A 22,546-nucleotide genomic window follows, 5' to 3' on the forward strand; every position below is an offset into this window, starting at 1 on the left:
GGGGACGTGAGACTGACGCCCATGCGATATAAGGACTACATCTGGCCGAGCAATCCCGGGAGCTACCGCATTTCGTTCCGCCGCGTGGTGGCGGAGCACAAGCTGCCGTTCGGCAGGAGCGTGACGCAGGACCTCGGACAGGTCTGCCGCGTGCTCGAGGGCGAGGGGGAATTTGCCGGAGAGGGCGCGTATGAGGAATTCAAGCGGCTGGCGACGGTGTTTTACGGAGGGGGCGCGGGCGTGCTGGTGCATCCGGTGTGGATGACGACGCGCGCTTACTTCACCGAGCTGGAGGTCGTGCAGGAGCCGCTGCCGGACTATGTGCGCTACCGCTTCGCGTTCTGCGAGGCGGGAAGCGAGGGCGCGGCGCTGAAGGAAGTGAGCACTTCGGCGGCGGGCGGCAGCGCGGCGGGAACGGCGGGAGCGCGGTATCACACCGTGGTGCAGGGCGACACGCTTTGGGCTATCGCGGCGCGAAACGGCACAACGGTGCGCGCGCTGTGTGCGCTCAACCCGCAGATCGCGAACCCGAATCGGATCTATCCCGGAGAGCGGGTGAGGCTTTCATGACCGGCAGAGTGGAAACGGCTGGCGGCAAGGTATACGAGCTGCCGGCGCTGCTGGAATGGCGGCTGCGGCGCACCGGCGGCGTGCCGTGCGACAGCTTTCGGGCAAGGTGCCTTTACAGCGCCGAAATGGGGGAGGTGCTGAAGGCGGCCTGCCGCTTTGCGGCAACGGAGAACGGCGTGACGCGGTTCCGCGGCGTGATCGACGAGTGGAGCGCCGTGTGCGGCGCGGAGGGGACGGTGCTGACGGTCGAGGGGCGCGGCATGGCCGCGCTGCTGCTCGACAACGAGGCTGAGGCGGTGACCTATCAGCGCGCGGCGCTCAGCGAGATATTGAAGGACCACGCGGCGGCGTGCGGCGTGGCATGGGAGCCGCGCGGCGAGGTGTACGGCACGGGCGAATACGCGGTGGCGAGCGGGTCGAGCCGGTGGAAGGCCATCGAGGGCTTTGCGCGGCGCTGTGGACTGACGCCGTATTTCACGCGGGAGGGCGTGCTGTGTCTGCGCGGCACGGCGGAAGGACGCAGACTTGTGCTGGAGGAGCCGGAGGGCGTGATCGAGGCGTCGTACCGCGACAGGCGGTACGGCGTACTCTCCGAGGTGACGGCGGTGAACCGTGCGAAGAAGCTGCGCCAGACGGTGCGGAACGAGACGTTCCTCGCGCGCGGCGGGAGCTGCCGCCGCGTGGTGTATGTGCCCTCGCGGAGCGTAAATGAGCTGCGCTACACGGGGCGCTATCAGATCGAAAAGAGCGCGGAGGACGCGCGGGGGCTGACGGTCACGCTCGCGGGGAGCGTGGACGCCGAGCCGACGGACCGCGTGGAGCTGTCACTCGCGCGGCTGGGCGTGCGGGGGACGTTCCGCGTGAGCGAGACGCTGCATACGCTCTCCGCGCGCGGCGAGACGACGGAGCTGACACTGTGGGAGGTATGAAAAAATGTGGGTAGCAGGCAGGCTCCGACGGACGGAGGAGCCGCAGGAGACAACAAATGCGGAGAGCGGCACCGTGACCATCGGCGGGAGCGCGGTGGGCGTGCTCAGCCGGGGAGAGGAGCGCAGCGTTCCGCTCGCGTCGCCGGGCGGGTATGCCTGGCGGCCGAAAAACGGCGAGCGCGTGCTGGTCATCAAGGGCGGCACGCTCGGCGAGGAGCGGTATGTCGCCGGTTCGCTGGACGCCGCGCGGGAGCAGGACGATCTGGGCGACGGCGAGGTGCGTCTCTACGCGGTGGGCGGCGGCGCAAGCATCACGCTGCGCCGGAACGGGCGCGTGGAGATCGCGGGAGAATTGTACATCAACGGAAAAGCGTATGAAGCGCCGGAGGAGGCTATCGGTGGAGCTTAAAATGAAGAACGGGGACTATCTTCCCGACGGCATCGGCGGAGAGCAGCGCGTGGACGGGACCGAGGCGCTGCTGGCGAGGGCGCTCTTCCGGCTGAGTGTGCGGAGGGGGAGCTTTCCCTTCCTGCCGGAGCTGGGGAGCGAGCTGTACCGGCTCGGGAACGAGAAGCCGTCGGCACGGGCTGCCGCGGCGAAGCTGTACGCCGCCGCGGCGCTGGCGGAGGAAACGGCGCTGACGGTGGAGGATGTGGAGCTGACGGAGCGCGGGGACGGGGTCATGGCCCTGCGCGTGCTGTTGACGGCGAACGGCGAGAGCGCCGCGCTGGAGATGACGGTGAGAGGAGCGTGAGAGACGATGAAGGAATGGACGGAGATCTATGAGCAGCTGCGCGGCACGTTCGCGCAGAGAGCGGGCTTTGTGCCGAGCGAGGGCTGCGACAGCGCGGTGCGCCTCTATGCGCTCGCGGCAGAGCTGCAGTCGCTGCTGATGCAGGCGGACTGGGTGCTTGACCAAAGCTTCCCGCAGACGGCGCAGGGAACGTATCTGGACTATCATGCCGAAACGCGCGGCATCACGCGCGGGGCGGCGGAAAAAGCGGCCGGCGTGATCCGATTTGCCGCGGCGGACAAGGTGACGGCGGCGTGCCCGATCGAAAAGGGCACGGTGTGCATGACCGCGGAGGGCGTGCGCTTTGAGACGACGGAGGACGCGGCCATTGCCGTGGGCAGCCAATGGGCCGACGTGCCCGCGCAGGCTGTGGAGGCGGGCGCGGGCGGCAATGTGATCGCGGGGACGGTCACGCTGCTGTCGGCGATGCCGGTCGGCGTGGTGCAGTGCACGAACCCGGCGGCATTTTCCGGCGGCTGCGACGCCGAGAGCGATGAGACGCTGCGCGGGCGAGTCCTGGCGAGCTATCAGCGACTGCCGAACGGCGCGAACGCGGCCTATTACGAGCAGGAGGCGATGCGCTATCCCGGCGTGGCGGCGGCGAAGGCGGTGGGCCGCGCCCGCGGCATCGGGACGGTGAACGTGGTGATCGCGACGCACGCGGGCGTTCCGGACGCGGCGCTGCTCGCGGCGGTCGAGACGGACTTGCAGAAAAAGCGCGAGATCGCGGTGGATGTGAAGGTGCTCGCGCCGACGGTCGAGACGGTGGCGGTGACGGCGGCGCTCAAGGCGGCGCCGGGGTATACCTTTGCCGAGGTCAAGGCCGGCGCGCAGAGCGCGCTGGAGATGCTGTTCACCGGCGGGCTGCTGGGAAAGAGCGTGACGACGGCGAGGCTGCTGACGCTGCTTTGCGGTGTGGAGGGCGTGGAGAACGTGCATCTGACCGCGCCGGCGGCGGATGTGGCGGTGGATGCGACGGAGCTGCCGATGCTCGGCACGGTGACGCTCAGCGAGCTGACGGAGGCGTGAGGCGATGGGCTACTACAACTATCTTTGCGAGCTGTTGCGCCCGCTGCGGGTCTATCGGCTCGATGAGGGCAGCCTGAGCGGCGCGGAGTTGTACGCTGCGGGCGAGGGACTGGACACCGCAGCTGAGGCGCTGGAGAAGGCGGCGCGTGAGGGCGTGCTGATGACAGCGGAGGACGAGGGGCTTTCCCGCCGCGAGCGGCTGTTCTCCCGCATCGGCGCGCGCACGACGCCGGCGCTGCGTCGGCTGGCGATCGCGTCGCTGCTGCGCGTTGGGGGAGACGGCTTCACGCTCGAGGCGGTCAACCAGACCATCAGCGGCTGCGGCGTGCGCGCCGTGGCCGCGGAGACGGACGAGCAGGGCGTGGTGCGCGTGACCTTCCCGCAGGTAGCGGGCGAGCCGGAGGACTTTGCGCGCATCCGCGACATCATTCTGGAGATCATGCCGTGCCATCTGCAGGTGGACTTTTACTTCCGGTTCCTGACATGGGAGGAGTGCGAGGCCGCCGCGTGGACGTGGCAGGGCATCGAGGACGCGGAGCACACCTGGGAGAGCTTTGAAAAGGCGGTGCCGACGGTATGACGGAGCAGGAGGTCTCGGTCCGCCTGACGGAGAATGACGAGCGCCTGTACGCCTGCGCGAAGCGTCTGGAGGCGGTGGAACGCAGACAGGACGCTCTGGATAAACTGGTAACGGCGGTGGAGGTGCTCGCCGTGCGGCAGGAGAGCGTGGAGGGCAATGTGAAGGAAATCCGAAACGCGGTGCAGAGCATCACGGAAAAGCCGGGAAAGCGCTGGGAGGCGCTGGCCGACCGTGTGCTCTATCTGCTGCTCGGCGCGGTATTCTCCCTGCTGGCACAGGGGGTGGCGGCATGAGAAGAAAATGGACATTTTCCAAGCTGCTGCTCCTGCTCGAGAGCGCGGTGGTGCTCTACACCACCTATGAGGGCTTCGCGCTGGCGCAGCTGGCGGTGGGATACGGCTATCTCGGCACGCTGCCGTGGGTGGCGGCGACGGTGAGCGCCGCCTGGGGGGCCTACGGCGCGTCGGCGGGCTTTTATTACAACAAGGCAAAGGCGGAGAACACCACGGGCGGCATCGTGTTTGAGGCCGCCTGCGGCAGACAGGCGCGCAGCGGACAGGACTGCGACGGATGGGAGGAGAACGGATGAAGGAGCTGGCGCTCAAGCGGCTGACAAATCTTTTTACGGTCAAGAGCATCGTGACGATCACGCTGACGATCACGTTCTGCGTGCTGGAGTGCTGCGGGTCGCTCTCGCAGGACTATATGACGATCTACACGGCGGTGATCGGCTTTTATTTCGGCACACAGAGTAAGAAGGACGAGGATGTATAACAGTCGGGAGATCGGCGAGCTGCGCGCCGATGTGGCGGTGAACTGCCGCACGCTGATCGAGCGCGCGGCGGCGCGGGGGCTGCCGGTGCTGGTGGTGCAGACCGTGCGCGACGCGGAATACCAGCGCTACCTCGTCTCGATGGGCTACGCGGCCAGGACGGCGACGGTGCCGACCTTCCACGCAAAGGGCGTGGGGCTGGCGTTCGATATTTGCAAGAACGTGAAGGGACACGAGTACGACGACCCGGGATTTTTTACCGCGATGGGAAGGCTCGGCAAGGAGATGGGCTTCACCTGGGGCGGCGACTGGCGGAGCTTTCCCGACCGGCCCCATTTTCAATGGGACGGGGGCGGAAAATACACCTCGTCGATGGTGCGCGCGGGGCGGTATCCGCCGCCGATGCCGCGCTTTGAAGAGGAGGAAACGATGACGCAGGAGCAGTTCAACACGCTGATGGAGGGCTACTGGCGCTCGCTCGCGCAGCGCGAGCCAGCGGACTGGAGCGCGGAGGCGCGCGAGTGGGCCGAGAAAAACGGACTGATCGTGGGCGACGGAAACGGCAACAAGCAGTACCGCTCGTTCGTCACGCGCGAGCAGCTGGCGGTGTTTCTCAAGCGCTTGCGGGAGCTGGAGAAATGAGAAAGGGAGGAGGCAAGCCGAGCGGCTTGCCTCCTCCCTCTTTTTTCCTTTTTGATTCAGTCCTTGATCATGTGGACATTGAGATGATCATAGGTCATCTCGACGCCGTGGGTGGCAAAGGTCTCGCGGACCTTTTCGTTCATGCCGTAATAGACCGTCCAGTAGTCCGCGGCGGAGACCCAGAGCCTGACGAGGTAGGAGATGCTGCTCGCGCCGTATTCGCTGAGGACGACCGTGGGCGCGGGCTCGTCCGTCACCTGCGGGAAGGCGGCGACGGCCTCCAAGATCGCGGTGCGGACGGTCTCGGTCGGCGCGTCGTAGGAGGCGGTGTAGATCAGGTCGACACGGCGGCGGCCGAGAGCATTGTAGTTGACGATCTTGGCGGTGACGATCTGGCTGTTGGGCACGAAGATCTCCTTATTATCCACGGTGGTGAAGGTGGTGTAGGCGAGGTCGACGGCGCGGACGGCGCCCTCGATGCCGTCGCAGGAGACGTAGTCGCCAACGGTGAAGGGCTTGGAGATGAGCAGCATGACGCCGCCGGCGACGTTGGAGAGCGTATTTTGCAGCGAGAGCGACACAGCGAGACCGGCGACGCTCAGCAGGGCGACGAACGAGGTGATCTCCACGCCGATCGAGCCGAGAACGGCGAGCGCGAGGAGAATGTAGAGCACGGCGCGCAGCGTCGAGCGCAGATAGGTGCGGAAGGGCGCGAGACGCGCGGAGCGGTCAAACGCGCGGTCGCACAGGCGCAGGATGACGCGGATGAGCAGCATACCGAGCGCCAGCAGCAAAAGGACAGTCGCGGTGAGGTTGAGCGCCTTGTCCAGCGCGGGGATGCCGAAATCAAAAAGCTCCATAAAGGGTACCTCCTTGGTATGATACGGAAATTTGCGGCAGAAGCTAAGGGTATGATAACAGCTTTTTTACGCTGGCGCAACACCTGCGTGCCGGAAAAAAGCGAGGGGAAAGGGTGTAAAAATGCTGTTAAAAAGTTCACAAGTGCAAGTTTTCCTGCAAAAAGAAAAGGGGAATGCAGCGAGGAGCGTCGAAAGCAATTCGCGAATACGACAAAAATGGCAAAAAAATTTTGGCTACTTTTTTTTGATTTTCTTTGCTTTTTTCATTGATTAAATGGACGCTTTCCTCTATAATCTACAATGAAGCCTGTATGAGCACCTGTCGGCTGATTTTGAAAGGTTTCATGCAAACAGGGGCCCATTGGCAATAAGATACCGTAACCAATAAAAACAGGGAGGGTTTTATCTTGAATAAGGTCATGTCACTGCACGATGCCGTTGCAAAGTACGTTGAAAACGGCGACGTACTCGCCACCGGCGGCTTCACCACCAACCGCAAGCCCTATGCGGCGGTCTCCGAGATCCTGCGCCAGGGTCAGAAGGACTTCATCGTCTACGCCGGCCCCGGCGGCGGCGAGGTCGATATGCTCATCGGCGAGGGCCGCGTGGCGGCGTACATCAACTGCTACACCGCGAACTCCGGCTACACCAACGTTTCCCGCCGCTTCCGCGCCGCCATCGAGAAGGGCCAGCTGACCTACGAGGATTACTCGCAGGACGTGCTGATGCTCATGCTGCACGCCTCTTCCCTCGGCCTTCCGTTCCTGCCGGTGCGCCTGATGCAGGGCAGCGGCCTGATGAAATACTGGGGCATCAGCGAGGAAAAGCGCAAGACCATGCCCAAGATGGAAGACCTCAAGTGCGTTGAGATCGAAAATCCCATGGTCCCCGGCCAGAAGGTCGTCGCCGTTCCCGTTCCCAGGATCGACACCGCGCTCATCCACGTCCAGCAGGCCAGCCCCGACGGCACCTGCATCATCTGCGGCGATGAGTTTCACGACATCGACATCGCGGTCGCCGCGCGCAAGACCATCGTCACCTGCGAGGAGATCGTCTCCAACGAGTACATCCGCCGCGATCCCACCAAGACCCGCATCTTCGGCGAGTGCGTGCAGGCCGTCGTGAAGGCGCCCTACGGCGCATGGCCCGCCCAGTGCTATGACTATTACGACGATGACGACGCCGCTTTGAAGGAGTACGACAAGGCCTCCAAGTATCAGGACAAGGCCGACGCCGTCGAGCAGCTTGCCAAGGCTGCCGCCAAGGCCGTCAAGGCGCTCGAGAAGGCGCCTGCCGACGAGAAGCTCAAGCTGGCCGCCGAGGCTGCCGAGAAGGCTGCCAAGGCCGCTGCCGCGGGCGAGCTGATCCCCGAGACCTTCGAGGATTATCTGAACAAGTGGGTCTACGGCTGCAAGGACCAGGCCGAGCTGCTCGACAAGATCGGCGGCAGCCGCCTGATGCGCCTGAAGAACGAGCCGCATCTCGGCTATTCCACGACGCACTAAGTTAGGAGGGGTATTGAAATGTCTGATTATACGAAGTATACCAAGCAGGAGATGCAGGCTTACGCCATCGCCAAGAGCATCAAGGAAAACCAGATCGTCATCGTCGGCACCGGCCTGCCGCTCATCGGCGCCTCCCTCGCCAAGCGCGCGATCTGCCCGAGCTGCCACCCCATCGTCGAGTCCGGTCTGATGGACTGCGACCCCGTTGAGGTCCCCCGCTCCGTCGGCGACAACCGCTTCATGGCGCACTGCGCCGTGCAGTGGCCCAACATCCGCTTCGTCGGCTTTGAGGCCAACGAGTGGCTGCACGACGAGGATCGTCTGGTCGCCTTCATCGGCGGCGCGCAGATCGACCCCTACGGCAACGTGAACTCCACCTGCATTTTCGGCAAGGGCGATTATCTCCAGCCCACCACGCGCTTCACCGGCTCCGGCGGCGCGAACGGCATCGCCACCTACTGCAACACCATCATTATGATGCAGCACCAGAAGCGCCGCTTCATCGACCACGTCGACTACATCACCTCCTGCGGCTGGATGGACGGCCCCGGCGGCCGTGAGCGCGCGGGCCTGCCCGGCAACCGCGGTCCTCAGATGGTCGTTACCGACCTCGGCATCATGAAGTTCGACGACGAGACCAAGCGTATGTACTGCGCCTATATGTTCCCCGGCGTCACGCCCGAGATCATTCAGGAGAATACCGGCTTTGAGATCGACTGCTCCCGTGCGGAGACCTTCGAGGCGCCTCCCGCCGAGATCATCCGTCTCATCCGCGAGGAGATCGACCCCGGCCAGGCCTTCATCAAGGTCCCCAAGGAAAAGTAAGTCCGTTATCATTAAATAAGAAGGAGAACAAAACATGAGCGAATATTCTATGCCCTCTTATTTCCAGACTATGCCCGTCATCGGCAAGGAAGTGGCTCACTTCAGCGAGGAGAACGCGGCGCAGATCCAGGAAGTAGAGCAGGAGATCCATGAGATCCGCGAGGCCGCGCTGGAAGCCGGCAAGAGCACCGAGGCTCTCAACGAATCCGGCCAGTGGACCGCGATGCAGCGCATCGAGGAGCTGGTGGACGAGGGGACCTGGTGCCCGCTCAACAGCCTCTACAACCCGCAGGACAACGATAACGGCAGCGTCGGTATCGTCAAGGGCCTCGGCCGCATCAACGGTAAGTGGGCCGTCATCATCGCCAGCGACAACAAGAAGCTCGCCGGCGCATGGGTCCCCGGTCAGGCGGACGCCCTGCTGCGCGGCAGCGACACGGCCAAGCGCCTGCGCATTCCTCTGGTCTACGTCCTCAACTGCTCCGGCGTGAAGCTCGACGAGCAGGAGAAGGTCTATCCCAACCGCCGCGGCGGCGGCACCCCGTTCTATCGCAACAGCGAGCTGAACCAGATGGGTATTCCCGTCATCGTCGGCATCTACGGCACCAACCCTGCCGGCGGCGGCTATCACTCCATCAGCCCCACCATCCTCATCGCGCATGAGGACGCCAACATGGCAGTCGGCGGCGCCGGCATCGTCGGCGGCATGAACCCCAAGGGCTACGTCGATAAGGAAGCGGCGGAAGCGCTCATTCAGGCCCAGAAGAACCTCAAGACCGATATTCCGGGCACCGTCTCCATCCACTACGATGAGACCGGCTTCTTCCGTGAGGTCTACTGCGACGAGGAAGGCGTGCTCGGCGGCATCCGCAAGTACATTGATATGCTGCCTGCCTACGATCCCGAGTTCTTCCGCGTGGACGATCCCAAGGAGCCTCTGTTCGACGCGAACGACCTGTACTCCATCGTGCCCTTCAACCAGAAGCGCAGCTACGATATGTACGACGTCATGGCCCGCCTGCTCGACGGCTCCGAGTTCATGGAGTTCAAGCACGGCTACGGCCCCGAGATGATCACCGGTCTTGCCAAGATCGACGGTCTGCTCGTCGGCGTCGTTGCCAACGCGCAGGGTATGCTGATGAATTACCCCGAGTACAAGATGGCCACCTACGGCTCCGCGATGGGCGTCGGCGGCAAGCTGTACCGTCAGGGCCTCATCAAGATGAACGAGTTCGTCACCCTCTGCGCCCGTGACCGCATCCCGATGCTGTGGATCCAGGATACCACCGGCATCGACGTCGGCAACGACGCCGAGCGCGCGGAGCTCCTCGGCCTCGGCCAGAGCCTCATCTACTCCATCCAGTCCAGCGACCTGCCCATGATGGAGATCACCCTCCGCAAGGGCACCGCCGCGGCGCACTACGTCCTCGGCGGCCCGCAGGGCAACGACACCAACGCCTTCTCCATCGGCACCGCCACCACCGAGATCTACGTCATGCACGGTGAGACCGCCGCGGCCGCGATGTACGCCCGCCGTCTGGTCAAGGACGAGAAGGCCGGCAAGGACCTCCAGCCCACCATCGACAAGATGAACGAGCTGATCCAGGATTATGCCAAGAAGTCCAGCCCGAAGTTTTGCGCCAAGGCCGGCCTGACGGACGAGATCGTCGACATGAACGATATGCGTCCCTACATTCAGGCTTTTGCGAATGCCTGCTATCAGAATCCCGAGAGCATCTGCCCGTTCCATCAGATGCTGCTCCCGCGCGTGATCCGCGACTACGACAACCTGAACCAGAAGGCGTAAGATTTTTTGAAGCAATCGATCCCCGCGCGGCGAGAGCCGCGCGGGGAGGTATGGAGTTTTAAGCGATTATGAGCATTTACACCATGGGCATCGACGTGGGGTCCACCGCGTCGAAATGCGTGATCATGAAGGACGGTCAGGAGATCGTCGCCAAGTCCCTCGTCCCTGTCGGCACCGGCACGTCCGGCCCCGCCCGCGCCATCGCGGAGGTGCTGGATAACGCCAAAATGACGCGCGAGCAGATGGATTTCGTCCTCGCCACCGGCTACGGACGCAATTCACTCGACGGTCTTGCCGATCTGCAGATGAGCGAGCTGAGCTGTCACGCCAAGGGCGCGACCTATCTCTTCCCCGATGTGCACACGGTCGTGGACATCGGCGGGCAGGACGTGAAGGTCATCGAGATCGAGAACGGCATGATGAAGAATTTCGTCATGAACGACAAGTGCGCCGCCGGTACGGGGCGCTTCCTCGACGTCATGGCCCGCGTGCTGGAGGTCAGGGTCGAGGACCTCGGCGACCTCGGCGACAAGTCCACCAAGGAGATCGGCATCAGCTCGACCTGCACGGTCTTCGCCGAGAGCGAGGTCATCTCGCAGCTCGCCGTCGGGACCGACAAGTGCGACATCATCGCGGGCATTCATCGCTCGGTGGCGGGGCGCGTGAGCGGCCTGTGCAACCGCGTGGGCGTGCGTGACCGCGTGGTGATGACCGGCGGCGTGGCACAGAACCACGGCATCGTCAAGGCGTTGGAAAACCAGCTCGGGCACGAGATCTCCACCTCTCCGCTCACGCAGTACAACGGCGCCCTCGGCGCAGCGCTCTTCGCCTATCAGAAAGCACTCAAAAAGCAGCACTGAGCTGCACCATTCTTTACAAGAATAATTTAGGAGGAATCAAAAATGGCTAAACAGGTCAGTCCCGGCGTCCTCGCGCTGCGCAAGGTCGTCGACGACGTGTACGCCGACGCCCGCGAGGCAAAGAAGCAGGGCAAGCTCGTCGGCTGGTCCAGCTCCAAGTTCCCCTGCGAGCTGGCTGAGGCCTTTGACCTCAACGTGATGTATCCCGAGAACCAGGCTGCCGGCATTGCCGCCCAGCGCGACGGCGAGATCATGTGCCAGGCCGCCGAGGACCTCGGCTTCGACAACGACATCTGCGGCTACGCCCGCATCTCCCTCGCTTACGCCGCCGGCAAGCGCGCCAGCCGTAAGTTCGACCCCGAGACGCTCGAATTCATCATCGACCCCAAGAGCGGCAAGCCCCTCAAGGACGAGAACGGCAACGTCGTCATCGATCCCGAGACCGGCAAGCCCAAGAAGGACCCCAAGACCCAGGTGCCCTACACCGTTCTGGACGATATCCATGAGATCGAGGCGCTGCCCGAGACCACCGAGAAGGAGATCGCCTACAAGAACTTCCGCCGCGAGGCCATCAAGCCCTACAAGCAGATGCGCATCCCCCAGCCGGACTTCGTCCTGTGCTGCAACAACATCTGCAACTGCATGACCAAGTGGTACGAGAACATCGCCCGTATGTGCAACATTCCGCTCATCATGGTCGACATTCCCTACAACAACACCGTTGAGGTCAGCGACTCCGCCGTGAAGTACGTCCGCGCCCAGTTCGACAACGCCATCCATCAGCTCGAGGAGCTGACCGGCAAGAAGTTCGACGAGGCCAAGTTCGAGGCGGCCTGCAAGCACGCGAACCGCACCGCCCAGAACTGGCTGAAGGTCTGCGACTACCTGCAGTACAAGCCCGCCCCGATGAGCGGCTTCGACCTGTTCAACCACATGGCCGACGTCGTCACCGCCCGCGGCAAGGAAGCCGCTGCCGACGCCTTCGATCTGCTCGCGCAGGACCTGGAGCAGAACATCAAGGAAGGCACCTCCACGCTGCCCTTCCCCGAGAAGTACCGCGTCATGTTCGAGGGCATCCCCTGCTGGCCGAAGCTCCCGAACCTGTTCAAGCCCCTCAAGGAGAACGGCGTGAACGTCACCGCCGTCGTGTACGCGCCCGCCTTCGGCTTCGTCTACAACAACATGGACGAGATGGCCCGCGCCTACTACAAGGCGCCCAACTCCGTCTGCATCGAGCAGGGCGTTGCCTGGCGTGAGGGCATCTGCCGCGACAATAAGGTCGACGGCGTGCTCGTCCACTACAACCGCTCCTGCAAGCCGTGGAGCGGCTATATGGCCGAGATGCAGCGCCGCTTCACCAAGGACCTCGGCGTGCCGTGCGCCGGCTTCGACGGCGACCAGGCCGACCCGCGCAACTTCAACGAAGCGCAGTACGCCACCCGCGTGCAGGGCCTTGTCGAAGCCATGGAAGCCAACAAGAAAGACTAAGGAGGGCGTGAAAAAATGAGTATCGAAGCTATCGTGAAGGAATTTTCCGCCGTCGCCGCGAACCCCAAGGGCCAGCTCAAGGCCTATAAGGACGCCGGCAAGAAGTGCATCGGTGTGATGCCCTACTACGCCCCCGAGGAGCTGGTCTACGCCGCCGGCATGATGCCGTTCGGTATGTGGGGCAGCAACAACAAGACCATCCAGCGCGCCAAGGAATATTGCGCGACCTTCTACTGCACCATCGCCCAGCTCGACCTCGAGATGCTGCTCGACGGCACGATGGACCTGCTCGACGGCGTCATCACCCCGACCATCTGTGATACGCTGCGCCCCATGAGCCAGAACATCCGCGTCGCCATGAGCGAGAAGCTGCCCTGCATCTTCCTCGCCCATCCCCAGAACCGCTTCGCCGACTGGGGCAAGCAGTTCTGCATGGATCAGTACAACGACGTCAAGGCCGGTCTCGAGAAGATCGCCGGTCACGAGATCAAGAGCGAGGACATCGCCGCGGCCATCAAGGTCTACAACAAGTCCCGTGCCGCCCGCCGCGAGTTCGTCAAGCTCGCCAGCGACCACTGCGACGTCATCGACCCCATCATGCGCTCCGCCGTCCTCAAGGCCGCATGGTTCATGGATAAGGCCGAGTACACCGAGAAGCTCAACGCCCTCAACGCCGAGCTCAAGGCGCTGCCCGCGGCGAAGTGGAACGGCGTGAAGGTCGTCACCTCCGGCATCATCTGCGACAATCCCGTCCTGCTCAAGGTCTTCAAGGACAACAACGTTGCCATCGCCGCCGACGACGTCGCGCACGAGTCCCGTGCGTTCCGCACCGACGCGAGCGAGGAGGGCGATCCCATGATGGCCCTCGTCGAGCAGTTCACCAACACCGACTACGACGTGCTGCTCTACGATCCGCAGTCCAGCAAGAACCGCCGCGGCGAGTTCGTGGCGAACCTTGTCAAGGAGTCCGGCGCGCAGGGTCTGGTGCTCTTCATGCAGCAGTTCTGCGACCCCGAGGAGATGGAGTTCCCGTACCTCAAGCGCGCGCTCGACGCCGCCGGCATCCCCTTCATCAAGCTCGGCGTGGATCAGCAGATGCGCGACTTCGGTCAGGCCGCGACCGCCATTCAGGCGTTCGCCGACGTTCTGTCCGTTCAGTAAGGTATCCCGACGGCGGCGGGGAGAGAGGGAGAAGCTCTCCCCGCGCCGCGCCGGCTGTTCAGACGGCGTAAAAATTGCAGGACCGCTGTTGCAAAGCTCAACGGCGATTTGCTATAATCCACTCTAACGAAAGGGATAAGGAGAATCTATGTACAGCCCGCTTTTCGTCACCCTCATGGGCATCGGCACCGTGTTCTTCGGTCTGGTCTGCATCATCGTCCTCACGACGATCATGGGAGCCGTCCTCAAGAGCAATGCCAAGCCCGCCCCCGCGCCCGCTGCGGCTCCCAAGGCTGCGGCTCCCGCCGCTCCTGCGGTCAACACCGCCAAGGAGCAGGAGATCCTTGCAGCCGTCATCGCGGCGGTCACCGAGGACCTCGGCCCCAGCGCCTCCCGTATGCAGATCACCAGCATCAACAAAATTTGATTATTTTAGGAGAGAAAACATCATGACTAAGCAGTACACTGTCACCGTTAACGGCACCGCCTACGAAGTTACCGTCGAGTCCGTCTCCGGCGGCCGCATGGCCTCCGCCCCCGTCGCCCGCACCGCTTCCGCCCCCGTGGCCCGCGCTGCCGCTCCCGTCGCCGCTCCCGCTCCTGCCGCGGCTCCTGCTGCCCCCAAGGCCGCTCCCGCCGCTTCCGGCTCCGGTGAGACCGTTTCCAGCCCGATGCCCGGCACCATCCTCGACGTGAAGGTCGCGGCCGGTCAGGCGGTCAAGTCCGGCGACATCCTCTTCATCCTCGAGGCCATGAAGATGGAGAACGAGATCTTTGCTCCCTGCGACGGCACCGTTTCCTCCGTCGCGGTTTCCAAGGGCGCTGCCGTCAACCCCGGCGACGTTCTGTGCGTCATCGGCTGAGACATTTCCGCACACCCCTGAAATAAACTGTGAAAGGAAACCAGAAATAAATGCCTGCTATTATCAATTTCCTGCAGCAGACCGGCTTCTATATGTTTGGTCAGGACGGTAACTGGAAATGCCTCATCATGATCGCCATTTCCTTTATCCTCATGTATCTGGCCATTGTGAAGGGCTTTGAGCCGCTGCTGCTCCTGCCCATTTCCTTCGGTATGCTGTGTACCAACCTGCCCGGCGCGGATATGTTCCATGAGATCCTGTTTGCCGGCGGTCACGTCCATTGGGACCTTTTCGGCGGCACGCCCGTCACGGCCTCCTTCATTGCGGAGATGAGCGAGTCCGGCGTTTCGGACGCCGTGCTTGCTCCGTACTTCCAGCAGCTGCTCGCCAGCGCGCAGGAGGCCTTCGGAGCGGATACGATCCAGCAGGTCGCCAGTGAGGTCATGGCTGCTGCCGGCGGCACCATCAGCGAGTTCACCGCGCAAGCACAGGCGGTCGCACAGGCCGAACAGGCTGCCGCGGTGTACGGCATGGAGCTTGCCGGCCCGACGGTCAACCTCGGCCTGCTCGACGTCCTCTACCTCGGCGTCAAGCTCGGCATCTATCCCTGCCTGATCTTCATGGGCGTCGGCTCCATGACCGACTTCGGTCCCCTGATCGCCAACCCCAAGTCCCTGCTGCTCGGTGCGGCTGCCCAGCTCGGTATCTTCATGACCTATGTGGGCACCCAGCTCCTCGGCTTCACCTCGCAGGAATCCTCCTCCATCGGTATCATCGGCGGCGCGGACGGCCCGACGGCGATCTTCGTCACGACCCGTCTCGCTCCCCATCTGCTCGGCCCCATCGCCGTTGCGGCGTATTCCTACATGGCGCTCGTTCCGGTTATTCAGCCGCCCATCATGAAGGCGCTGACCACCAAGGAGGAGCGCAAGATCGTGATGAAGCCGCTGCGTCAGGTCAGCAAGAAGGAGAAGATCATCTTCCCCATCATGATCACCGTGTTCGTGGCGCTGCTCGTTCCCTCCGCCGCTCCTCTGATCGCCTGCCTCATGCTCGGCAACCTCTTCAAGGAGTCCGGTGTGGTTGAGCGTCTGACCAAGACCGCCGGCAACGAGCTGATGAACATCGTCACCATCTTCCTCGGCTTCACCGTCGGCGCGACGGCGACGGCCACCACCTTCCTGTCCCTCCAGACCATCGAGATCATGTGCATGGGCGTCGTGGCGTTCGGCTTCGGCACTGCGGGCGGTGTTCTGCTCGCCAAGCTCATGAACCTGTTCCTGAAGGAGAAGATCAACCCGCTGATCGGTTCCGCCGGCGTTTCCGCCGTCCCGATGGCGGCGCGTGTCTCCCAGGTCGTGGGCCAGAAGGAGAATCCCGCGAACTTCCTGCTGATGCACGCCATGGGCCCGAACGTGGCCGGCGTCATCGGCTCCGCGATCGCCGCGGGCGTCCTCATGGCGCTCTTCGGCTAAGAGAACAAAAGAAAGAAAAAGAGGGCTTTGCCCTCTTTTTCTTTTGCACATTGTGTTTTGGAAAAGGGTATGCTATAATTTCTCCAACATTTGAAATAGGAGGTCCGTTCCGATGAAATACAGGGAAATGACGGCTGAACAGCGCAAGGCCGAATTTGAAAAGGTGTCCGCTGAATTTGAAGCGTGGAAGGCCAAGGGCCTGAAGCTCAACATGGCGCGCGGGCGTCCGGGAAAGGAGCAGCTCGATCTGGTGTCCGATATTCTCTCGGTGATGACCGATCCTGCGGACTGCGTGGACGGCGACGTGAATGTGCGCAACTACGGCCAGCTCTCCGGCCTGCCGAGCGCCAAGGCGCTCTTTGCCGAGATCCTCGGCTGCAAGCCGGAGCAGGTGTTCGTCGGCGGTAACGCCAGCCTGCAGCTCATGTACGACACCATCGCCAAGGCGTACACCAACGGCCTGCTGCACAGCGAAAAGCCGTGGTGCCGCGAGGAGCATATCAAGTGGCTCTGCCCTGCGCCGGGCTATGACCGCCACTTCAAGGTCACGGAGAGCTTCGGCTTCGAGCTCATCACCATTCCCATGACCGAGACCGGCCCGAATATGGATCTGGTCGAGCAGCTCGTCAAGGACCCGGCGGTCAAGGGTATGTGGAACGTGCCGAAGTATTCCAATCCCGACGGCATCATCTACTCCGACGAGACCATCGAGCGCATCGCCAGGCTGAAGCCTGCGGCTCCCGACTTCCTGCTCATGTGGGACAACGCCTACTGCATCCATGAGTTCGAGGGCGAGTTCGTGCCCTTCCCAGATATCCTGAGCCTGTGCGAGAAGTACGGCAACGCCGACATGGTGTTTGAGTTTGCCTCCACCAGCAAGATCACGCTGCCCGGCGCGGGCGTGGCGTGCTTCGCGTGCAGCGAGGCGAACATGGAATACATGGAGAAGCTCATCAACGTCCAGATCATCAGCTACGATAAGATCAATCAGCTGCGTCATGTGAAGTACCTCAAGGACAAGGCGCACACGCTGGAGCTGATGAAGAAGCACGCGGCCATCATGGGGCCGAAGTTCAAGGCGGTGACCGAGACCCTCGCACGCGAGGTCGGCCCGCTCGGTTTGGCCACCTGGCACGACCCCAAGGGAGGCTACTTCGTGTCCGTCAATACGCTGCCGGGCCTCGCCAAGCGCACGTTGGCGCTGTGTAAGGAGGCGGGTGTCATTATGACGAGTGCGGGCGCGACCTTCCCCTACGGCGTCGACCCGAAGGACAGCAATATCCGCGTCGCTCCGTCCCTCCCGCCGGTGGAGGAGCTGCAGCAGGCGATGGAGGTCTTCTGCTGCTGCCTGAAGCTCGCCGCACTCGAGCAGTTAAAGTAAAGGCAAAAAGAGAAGAGACGGAGCGCCGCTCCGTCTCTTTTTTGCGGAAAAGCGAAAATTGGGTATTGACTTCGCGCCCAATTTTGGTATAATGATGTTTGCTGTTGAGCATTGAGATACGCAGTGGTATCGAAGTGGTCATAACGAGCACGACTGGAAATCGTGTGACGGCCAAAAGCCGTCCGAGGGTTCGAATCCCTCCCACTGCGCCAAAAAGAAAAGCACCGCAAAGCGGTGCTTTTCTTTTTGGGTTCCGGTCCAAACCGACATTTCCATCCGGATGGAGGGGAAAAGCCTTGACAAACACAGCTCTTGAGGGATAGACTAAACTATCTCTTTGTGTGCATTGACGAAGAGACAGTTGTGAAATTTGGAGGACGACACCATGAGCAAGCAGACGGAGCGCGACGCATTCCGCAGCCGCTGGGGCTTTATCCTCGCCTGCATCGGCAGCGCGGTGGGCATGGGCAACATCTGGCGCTTTCCCTATCTCGTGTCCGCGTGGGGCGGCATGACCTTCCTGCTGCCGTATTTCCTCTTTGTTCTTCTGATCGGCTCGACCGGCATCATCGGCGAGATGGCGCTTGGCCGCTCCACCCGTTCCGGCCCCATCGGCGCGTTCGGGCAGGCGGCTGCCCTGCGCGGCAGACGCAGCACGGGCGAGGCGGTCGGCTATATCCCGGTGCTTGGCTCGCTGGCGCTCGCCATCGGCTACAGCTGCGTGGTGGGCTGGATCTTCAAGTATTTTGCGCTGGCGCTCGACGGCGGACTCTTTGCCATGGGACAGGATATGAACGTCATCGTCGACCGCTTCAACGGCACAGCCTGCGGCTGGGGCAATAATTTCTGGCTGGTGATCGCGCTGGCGGTCAACTTCGCCATCATGGCCTTCGGCGTGGGCGGCGGCATCGAGCGGGCGAACAAGGTCATGATGCCCGTGCTGTTCTTCCTCTTTGCGGGGCTGGGCGTCTACATTACGACGCTGCCCGGCGCGGGCGACGGCTACCGCTACATCTTTACCCTCGACCCCGTGGGCCTTGCCGACCCGAAGCTGTGGATCTACGCCTTCGGGCAGGCGTTCTTCTCGCTCTCCGTGGCGGGAAACGGCACGGTGATCTACGGCTCCTACTTCTCGGACGACGAGTCGATCCCCTCCGCCGCGCGCAATGTGGCGCTGTTCGATACGCTGGCGGCGCTGCTGGCGGCGCTCGTCATCATTCCCGCGATGGCGGCGGGCGGCGCGGACCTTTCCGACGGCGGCCCGGGACTGATGTTCATTTTCCTCGTGAACGTGTTCAACGGGATGCCCGGCGGGCGCGTGATCGGACTGGTGTTCTTCCTCTGCGTGCTCTTCGCGGGCCTCACCTCGCTTGTGAACCTCTACGAGGTCTCGGTCGAGGCGCTGCAGGATAAGCTGCACCTCAAGCGCGTGGCGGCAGTCGCGGTCATTGCCGCGATCGGCACAGCGGTGTCGCTGTGCATTCAGGCCATCGTCTCCGACTGGATGGACGTGGTGTCCATCTACATCTGCCCGCTCGGCGCGCTGCTGGCCGGCATCCTGTTCTTTTGGGTGGCGGGGAAGGACTTCGTCCTTGCCGCGGTCAACAAGGGCGTGGGCAAGCCCATCGGCGCGTGGTTCTATCCTCTGAGTAAATATGTCTACTGCGCCTGCGCGCTGCTCGCGCTCATCGCGGGCGCGCTCCTCGGCGGCATCGGCTGAGACGGAAGCGCCGTCCCACGGACGGCGCTTTTCAGTGGAATGCGGTTAGATAAACTTAACTATTTATGATTTCTTAACGGTTTGCCCTATTGACAGAGTAGGGAAGTGCTCGTATAATATGTGACAGATTGTCATTTTACGACAGCTTGTCATACAGGAGGGGCCTATGCCGACCGATACCTTTTTCCGTCTGCCGGAGGAGAAGCGAACGCGCATTTTAGAGGGCGCGTGGAGCGAATTTACCGCCGTGCCCTACGCCGAGGCGTCCATCAACCGCATCGTGCAGACCTCGCGCATCCCGCGCGGCAGCTTTTATCAGTATTTTGAGGATAAGAACGACCTGTTCCTCACTCTCATCGACGAGATCCGCGACCAGTTTCTCGATCTGTTCCACGATACGCTCGAACGCTCGGGCGGAGACCTGTTCTCCATGCCCCTTGCGCTGCTCGACGCCATGGTCGCCCCGAGCGGCTGCATCACGCCGGCGTTTTCCCGCGCCTTCGCGCTGCTGAGCCTGAACGTCAATATGGACGTGCAGCAGCTCTTCTTTGAGCGCGCGGCGGGGGAGCTCTGCCCGCAGAAGCTCCTCGAGCACATCGACCCCGCTCTCCTGCGCACGCAGGAGGACGGCTTTGTGGACGACGTATTCACCCTGCTCGTGGGCGCGCTCGCCTGCGCCATCGCCCGCACGCTGAAAAAGCCGGAGAGCTTTGCGCTTGAGCGCGAGCGGATGCGCGGGCGCATTGAGATTATCAAAAACGGCAGCGCTGCCGTACCCGAAGGAGGACACCGCAAATGAAGAAAAGATGGACGGCTCTGCTGCTCGCCCTCGCCATGCTCTCAGCGCTGGCGGTCGGCGCGCTGGCGGACGAGCAGAAAAAGGATGAGACCGCCGCGGAGACCGCACAGACCACGCCGGACGCGGCAGGCACGCTGAGCTTTGAAAACCTCGGCGCACGGATGAAGGAGAAAAGCTATGCCCTCCTCGCGCTGGAGGAGAGCATCGCGCTGGTCGAGAGCACCGACTACGAGAAGGTCGAGCAGGAGCTGCGTGATGGTCTCAATGAGATCGCGGACGCGCAGTGGGGCATGACTTCGCTCGGCAGCGCGGGGACAGCGGCGCTGTCAAGCCCGATGGCAGGGACCCCGGATGCCTCCGATTATGCGTTGGCAGGTGCGGTCGATGCCGTGGGCGGCGCGGTCGGAAGGCTGGCGAGCCAATCGCTCCAAACGCAGTATGACGCTCTGCGTGAGAGATTCGACGACGTGCGCGACGGAAAGCTGCAAAGGGATAACGAGGGTGTGGTCCGCCAGCTCAAGAGCATGGAGAACAACACCGTCCAGATGATGCAGAATGTGTACATCACCCTCCTCGGGCTTGAGGAGCAATCCGCCGCGCTTGCGCGGCAGGACGCGGCGCTGGACCGCACGCTTGCAGAGCTGGAGCTGCGCTATCAGCTCGGGCAGATCAGCACCATGACGCTCGAGCAGGCAAAGGCGGGCAAGATTCAGCTTGAGAGCGGCAAGGCGACGCTCGACATGAACATCACCGACCTTCGCCGCCAGCTCAACGCGATGGTCGGCGAGGAGCTGACCGCGCCGCTCACGCTCGGCGCACTGCCTGCCGTCACGGCGGAGCAGCTTTCCGCCATGGATGTGGAAAAGGATCTGCAAAAGGCAAAGGCGGCGAGCTACGACCTCTACGCCGCGAAAAAGACGCTCGACGACGCCGACGAGGAATACGACGACAGCGGCGCGAAGAGCTACTACAATGAAAGGGATTACAAAAAGGTGCAGGCAAGGCACAAGTGGCAGTCGGCGCAGTACACCTACAACGCCACGGTGCAGAAGTACGAGCTTACCTTCCGTTCGCTCTGCGACAAGGTGAAGGACTGCGCGCAGATCCTTTCCGCGGCGAAGGTCTCGCTCGAGTGCGAGCGCAGCGACCTCGCGGCCGCACAGCTCAAGTACGAGCAGGGCACGATCTCCGAGAACGCGCTGCACGCGGCGGAGGACGAACTTTACACCGCGCAGGACACCGTCTCCGGCGCGGAGCGCGACCTGTTCACCGCATACAACAACTATCGCTGGGCCGTGGACTACGGCCTGCTGGCCGGCTGAGGAGGACTGAAAGATGAAACAGAAAACGATTTCCCTGCTGCTGGCGATCGCGCTGGCGCTGAGCCTTGCGGGCTGCAAAAAGGAAGAGACCGTCACCGCGCCCGCCGGCGTCGCCGTGCAGGTGCAGACGGTCGAGGCGCAGGACATTGCCTCGGAGAACACGGTCTCCGGTCAGGTGACCGCCGACAGCGAAACGAGCGTCTACGTCACCTCGACGGCTAAGTGTACCGCCGTCTATGTGCAGGCGGGCGACACGGTCAAGGCGGGCGACGTAATCTGCTCGCTCGACATGGAGAGCGCGCTGGCGCAGTACCGCGCGGCGGAGATCGGCTACACGAGCGCCGCGTCGAGCTACAGCGCCCAGAAGGACATCCTCGACCGTCAGGTCGCCCTGTACGAAAAGAACTGGAACGACACCAAGGCGCTCCTTGAGATCGGCGCGGCCTCCCGGTCGGAGGTCGACCAGATGGAGCTGCAATACCTCTCCGCCAAGGCACAGCGTGATTCCACGCTCGCCCAGCTCGAGGCGGGGATGCAGAGCGCGAGGTCGAGCTACGAGCAGCTCGCCCTCGCGATGGAGAACATCGACAGCCATGGCAACGTCATCGCGCCGGTGGACGGCGTGCTCGCCTCGCTCACCGCGAGCGAGGGCGGCATGGTCTCGCCCAGCTACGCCGTCGCCGTCATCGACGGCGCGGAGCAGATGAAGGTCACCGTCATGGTTTCCGAGGCGCTGGTGCCCAAGCTCGCCATCGGCGACACGGTCACGGTCCGCGTCAGCGCGGCGGACGCCGAATTTGACGGCGTGATCCGCTCCGTCGAAAAGACCGCCAATCAGATGACGAAGCTCTACACCGTCACCGTCACGGTGCCCGCGGAGGTCGAGGGCCTGCTCTCCGGTATGTTTGCCGACGTGACCTTCCACACCGCCGTGAGCGAGAGCGCGGTCGTCGTGCCGAGCGAGGCCATCCTCACGAGCAGCGACAGGCAGTATGTCTTTATCGTCGAGAACGGTGCGGCAAAGCGCGTCGACATCACCACCGGCCTCACCGGCAGCGGCATGACCGAGGTCACGAGCGGTCTTGACGCGGGCGAGCAGCTCGTCACAGTCGGCCAGCAGTACCTCTCCGACGGCGACGCCGTGCGCGTCGTGGAGGGATAAGC

Annotated in this window: 26 protein-coding genes and 1 tRNA gene; 26 read left to right on the top strand and 1 reads right to left on the bottom strand. The window is 63.1% G+C overall.

The window, feature by feature from the left end:
• Positions 1-6: 6 nt before the first annotated feature.
• The 10 genes from KQI17_RS04515 to KQI17_RS04560 are packed head-to-tail and all read left to right on the top strand — an operon-like array spanning position 7 to position 5,316.
• Positions 7-570, top strand: coding sequence for a LysM domain-containing protein (locus tag KQI17_RS04515; protein ID WP_371821954.1), 564 nt, complete (start codon positions 7-9; stop codon positions 568-570).
• Entirely contained in the window at positions 567-1,499 is a 933-nt protein-coding gene (locus tag KQI17_RS04520; protein ID WP_216495013.1) for a hypothetical protein, read from the top strand. The genes KQI17_RS04515 and KQI17_RS04520 overlap by 4 nt, the downstream gene beginning before the upstream one ends.
• Before the next feature lie 4 nt (positions 1,500-1,503).
• A complete protein-coding gene (locus KQI17_RS04525) occupies positions 1,504-1,908 on the top strand; it encodes a hypothetical protein (RefSeq protein WP_216495014.1) in 405 nt (134 codons plus the stop codon).
• Positions 1,898-2,254, top strand: coding sequence for a hypothetical protein (locus KQI17_RS04530; protein ID WP_371821956.1), 357 nt, complete (start codon positions 1,898-1,900; stop codon positions 2,252-2,254). Before KQI17_RS04525 ends, KQI17_RS04530 begins: the two co-directional genes overlap by 11 nt.
• A gap of 6 nt (positions 2,255-2,260) precedes the next feature.
• A complete protein-coding gene (locus tag KQI17_RS04535) occupies positions 2,261-3,322 on the top strand; it encodes a baseplate J/gp47 family protein (RefSeq protein WP_216495016.1) in 1,062 nt (353 codons plus the stop codon).
• Between the two features lie 4 nt (positions 3,323-3,326).
• Positions 3,327-3,902, top strand: a complete 576-nt coding sequence (locus tag KQI17_RS04540) for a hypothetical protein (RefSeq protein ID WP_216495017.1) — start codon at positions 3,327-3,329, stop codon at positions 3,900-3,902.
• Entirely contained in the window at positions 3,899-4,195 is a 297-nt protein-coding gene (locus KQI17_RS04545; protein ID WP_216495018.1) for a hypothetical protein, read from the top strand. Before KQI17_RS04540 ends, KQI17_RS04545 begins: the two co-directional genes overlap by 4 nt.
• Positions 4,192-4,491: a hypothetical protein gene (locus KQI17_RS04550; RefSeq protein ID WP_216495019.1), complete on the top strand. Its 300-nt coding sequence runs from the start codon at positions 4,192-4,194 to the stop codon at positions 4,489-4,491. The genes KQI17_RS04545 and KQI17_RS04550 overlap by 4 nt, the downstream gene beginning before the upstream one ends.
• Complete coding sequence (locus tag KQI17_RS04555; RefSeq protein WP_022018813.1) at positions 4,488-4,676, top strand: hypothetical protein; 189 nt, start codon at positions 4,488-4,490, stop codon at positions 4,674-4,676. The genes KQI17_RS04550 and KQI17_RS04555 overlap by 4 nt, the downstream gene beginning before the upstream one ends.
• Complete coding sequence (locus KQI17_RS04560; protein ID WP_216495020.1) at positions 4,669-5,316, top strand: M15 family metallopeptidase; 648 nt, start codon at positions 4,669-4,671, stop codon at positions 5,314-5,316. The genes KQI17_RS04555 and KQI17_RS04560 overlap by 8 nt, the downstream gene beginning before the upstream one ends.
• Before the next feature lie 56 nt (positions 5,317-5,372).
• Here KQI17_RS04560 and KQI17_RS04565 read toward each other — a convergent pair whose 3' ends face one another.
• On the bottom strand, positions 5,373-6,176 hold the full coding sequence (locus tag KQI17_RS04565; protein ID WP_216495021.1) for a mechanosensitive ion channel family protein: 804 nt from the start codon (positions 6,174-6,176) through the stop codon (positions 5,373-5,375).
• Between the two features lie 18 nt (positions 6,177-6,194).
• Between KQI17_RS04565 and KQI17_RS04570 the strand changes: the two genes are divergently transcribed.
• From KQI17_RS04570 to KQI17_RS04645, 16 genes are all read left to right on the top strand, one after another.
• On the top strand, positions 6,195-6,446 hold the full coding sequence (locus tag KQI17_RS04570) for a hypothetical protein (RefSeq protein WP_216495022.1): 252 nt from the start codon (positions 6,195-6,197) through the stop codon (positions 6,444-6,446).
• A gap of 137 nt (positions 6,447-6,583) precedes the next feature.
• Complete coding sequence (locus tag KQI17_RS04575) at positions 6,584-7,681, top strand: CoA transferase subunit A (protein WP_216495023.1); 1,098 nt, start codon at positions 6,584-6,586, stop codon at positions 7,679-7,681.
• 18 nt (positions 7,682-7,699) lie between these two features.
• Positions 7,700-8,506, top strand: coding sequence for a glutaconate CoA-transferase subunit B (gene gctB, locus KQI17_RS04580; RefSeq protein WP_022018816.1), 807 nt, complete (start codon positions 7,700-7,702; stop codon positions 8,504-8,506).
• A 34-nt stretch (positions 8,507-8,540) separates the two neighbouring features.
• Positions 8,541-10,313, top strand: coding sequence for an acyl-CoA carboxylase subunit beta (locus KQI17_RS04585; protein ID WP_022018817.1), 1,773 nt, complete (start codon positions 8,541-8,543; stop codon positions 10,311-10,313).
• A gap of 68 nt (positions 10,314-10,381) precedes the next feature.
• Positions 10,382-11,173 carry a (R)-2-hydroxyglutaryl-CoA dehydratase activase HgdC gene (hgdC, locus tag KQI17_RS04590; RefSeq protein WP_022018818.1) on the top strand — a complete coding sequence of 264 codons (792 nt, stop codon included), beginning with the start codon at positions 10,382-10,384 and terminating at the stop codon, positions 11,171-11,173.
• A gap of 42 nt (positions 11,174-11,215) precedes the next feature.
• Positions 11,216-12,661 carry a (R)-2-hydroxyglutaryl-CoA dehydratase subunit alpha gene (hgdA, locus tag KQI17_RS04595; protein WP_216495024.1) on the top strand — a complete coding sequence of 482 codons (1,446 nt, stop codon included), beginning with the start codon at positions 11,216-11,218 and terminating at the stop codon, positions 12,659-12,661.
• A gap of 15 nt (positions 12,662-12,676) precedes the next feature.
• A complete protein-coding gene (gene hgdB, locus KQI17_RS04600; protein ID WP_216495025.1) occupies positions 12,677-13,822 on the top strand; it encodes a (R)-2-hydroxyglutaryl-CoA dehydratase subunit beta in 1,146 nt (381 codons plus the stop codon).
• A 148-nt stretch (positions 13,823-13,970) separates the two neighbouring features.
• Positions 13,971-14,249 carry an OadG family protein gene (locus KQI17_RS04605; protein ID WP_216495026.1) on the top strand — a complete coding sequence of 93 codons (279 nt, stop codon included), beginning with the start codon at positions 13,971-13,973 and terminating at the stop codon, positions 14,247-14,249.
• A 22-nt stretch (positions 14,250-14,271) separates the two neighbouring features.
• The gene (locus tag KQI17_RS04610; RefSeq protein WP_216495027.1) at positions 14,272-14,685 is read left to right on the top strand and encodes a biotin/lipoyl-containing protein; all 414 of its coding nucleotides are present in this window, start codon (positions 14,272-14,274) and stop codon (positions 14,683-14,685) included.
• A gap of 92 nt (positions 14,686-14,777) precedes the next feature.
• Entirely contained in the window at positions 14,778-16,160 is a 1,383-nt protein-coding gene (locus KQI17_RS04615; RefSeq protein ID WP_371821958.1) for a sodium ion-translocating decarboxylase subunit beta, read from the top strand.
• 112 nt (positions 16,161-16,272) lie between these two features.
• Positions 16,273-17,541 carry an aminotransferase class I/II-fold pyridoxal phosphate-dependent enzyme gene (locus tag KQI17_RS04620; RefSeq protein WP_216495029.1) on the top strand — a complete coding sequence of 423 codons (1,269 nt, stop codon included), beginning with the start codon at positions 16,273-16,275 and terminating at the stop codon, positions 17,539-17,541.
• Positions 17,542-17,661: 120 nt separating this feature from the next.
• Positions 17,662-17,753 (top strand) — tRNA-Ser (locus tag KQI17_RS04625).
• A 173-nt stretch (positions 17,754-17,926) separates the two neighbouring features.
• A complete protein-coding gene (locus KQI17_RS04630) occupies positions 17,927-19,261 on the top strand; it encodes a sodium-dependent transporter (protein WP_216495030.1) in 1,335 nt (444 codons plus the stop codon).
• Between the two features lie 166 nt (positions 19,262-19,427).
• Entirely contained in the window at positions 19,428-20,060 is a 633-nt protein-coding gene (locus KQI17_RS04635) for a TetR/AcrR family transcriptional regulator (RefSeq protein ID WP_216495031.1), read from the top strand.
• Complete coding sequence (locus tag KQI17_RS04640; protein WP_216495032.1) at positions 20,057-21,382, top strand: TolC family protein; 1,326 nt, start codon at positions 20,057-20,059, stop codon at positions 21,380-21,382. Before KQI17_RS04635 ends, KQI17_RS04640 begins: the two co-directional genes overlap by 4 nt.
• Before the next feature lie 13 nt (positions 21,383-21,395).
• Positions 21,396-22,544, top strand: coding sequence for an efflux RND transporter periplasmic adaptor subunit (locus KQI17_RS04645; protein ID WP_216495033.1), 1,149 nt, complete (start codon positions 21,396-21,398; stop codon positions 22,542-22,544).
• Positions 22,545-22,546 lie beyond the last annotated feature (2 nt).

It is taken from the genome of Oscillibacter sp. MSJ-31 (assembly GCF_018918025.1).
Lineage (GTDB): Bacteria > Bacillota > Clostridia > Oscillospirales > Oscillospiraceae > Hominicoprocola.

What these genes read in the sequence shown, in the direction of transcription:
- KQI17_RS04610 (WP_216495027.1), top strand. Translation starts at nt 14,272, where the DNA reads ATGACTAAGCAGTACACTGTCACCGTTAACGGCACCGCCTACGAAGTT.
- KQI17_RS04585 (WP_022018817.1), top strand. Translation starts at nt 8,541, where the DNA reads ATGAGCGAATATTCTATGCCCTCTTATTTCCAGACTATGCCCGTCATC.
- KQI17_RS04565 (WP_216495021.1), bottom strand. Translation starts at nt 6,176, where the DNA reads ATGGAGCTTTTTGATTTCGGCATCCCCGCGCTGGACAAGGCGCTCAAC.
- KQI17_RS04540 (WP_216495017.1), top strand. Translation starts at nt 3,327, where the DNA reads ATGGGCTACTACAACTATCTTTGCGAGCTGTTGCGCCCGCTGCGGGTC.
- KQI17_RS04555 (WP_022018813.1), top strand. Translation starts at nt 4,488, where the DNA reads ATGAAGGAGCTGGCGCTCAAGCGGCTGACAAATCTTTTTACGGTCAAG.
- KQI17_RS04570 (WP_216495022.1), top strand. Translation starts at nt 6,195, where the DNA reads ATGATACGGAAATTTGCGGCAGAAGCTAAGGGTATGATAACAGCTTTT.
- KQI17_RS04550 (WP_216495019.1), top strand. Translation starts at nt 4,192, where the DNA reads ATGAGAAGAAAATGGACATTTTCCAAGCTGCTGCTCCTGCTCGAGAGC.
- KQI17_RS04605 (WP_216495026.1), top strand. Translation starts at nt 13,971, where the DNA reads ATGTACAGCCCGCTTTTCGTCACCCTCATGGGCATCGGCACCGTGTTC.
- KQI17_RS04560 (WP_216495020.1), top strand. Translation starts at nt 4,669, where the DNA reads ATGTATAACAGTCGGGAGATCGGCGAGCTGCGCGCCGATGTGGCGGTG.
- KQI17_RS04520 (WP_216495013.1), top strand. Translation starts at nt 567, where the DNA reads ATGACCGGCAGAGTGGAAACGGCTGGCGGCAAGGTATACGAGCTGCCG.
- KQI17_RS04620 (WP_216495029.1), top strand. Translation starts at nt 16,273, where the DNA reads ATGAAATACAGGGAAATGACGGCTGAACAGCGCAAGGCCGAATTTGAA.
- KQI17_RS04630 (WP_216495030.1), top strand. Translation starts at nt 17,927, where the DNA reads ATGAGCAAGCAGACGGAGCGCGACGCATTCCGCAGCCGCTGGGGCTTT.
- KQI17_RS04535 (WP_216495016.1), top strand. Translation starts at nt 2,261, where the DNA reads ATGAAGGAATGGACGGAGATCTATGAGCAGCTGCGCGGCACGTTCGCG.
- hgdC (WP_022018818.1), top strand. Translation starts at nt 10,382, where the DNA reads ATGAGCATTTACACCATGGGCATCGACGTGGGGTCCACCGCGTCGAAA.
- KQI17_RS04635 (WP_216495031.1), top strand. Translation starts at nt 19,428, where the DNA reads ATGCCGACCGATACCTTTTTCCGTCTGCCGGAGGAGAAGCGAACGCGC.
- KQI17_RS04615 (WP_371821958.1), top strand. Translation starts at nt 14,778, where the DNA reads ATGTTTGGTCAGGACGGTAACTGGAAATGCCTCATCATGATCGCCATT.
- KQI17_RS04645 (WP_216495033.1), top strand. Translation starts at nt 21,396, where the DNA reads ATGAAACAGAAAACGATTTCCCTGCTGCTGGCGATCGCGCTGGCGCTG.
- KQI17_RS04525 (WP_216495014.1), top strand. Translation starts at nt 1,504, where the DNA reads ATGTGGGTAGCAGGCAGGCTCCGACGGACGGAGGAGCCGCAGGAGACA.
- KQI17_RS04545 (WP_216495018.1), top strand. Translation starts at nt 3,899, where the DNA reads ATGACGGAGCAGGAGGTCTCGGTCCGCCTGACGGAGAATGACGAGCGC.
- gctB (WP_022018816.1), top strand. Translation starts at nt 7,700, where the DNA reads ATGTCTGATTATACGAAGTATACCAAGCAGGAGATGCAGGCTTACGCC.
- hgdA (WP_216495024.1), top strand. Translation starts at nt 11,216, where the DNA reads ATGGCTAAACAGGTCAGTCCCGGCGTCCTCGCGCTGCGCAAGGTCGTC.
- hgdB (WP_216495025.1), top strand. Translation starts at nt 12,677, where the DNA reads ATGAGTATCGAAGCTATCGTGAAGGAATTTTCCGCCGTCGCCGCGAAC.
- KQI17_RS04640 (WP_216495032.1), top strand. Translation starts at nt 20,057, where the DNA reads ATGAAGAAAAGATGGACGGCTCTGCTGCTCGCCCTCGCCATGCTCTCA.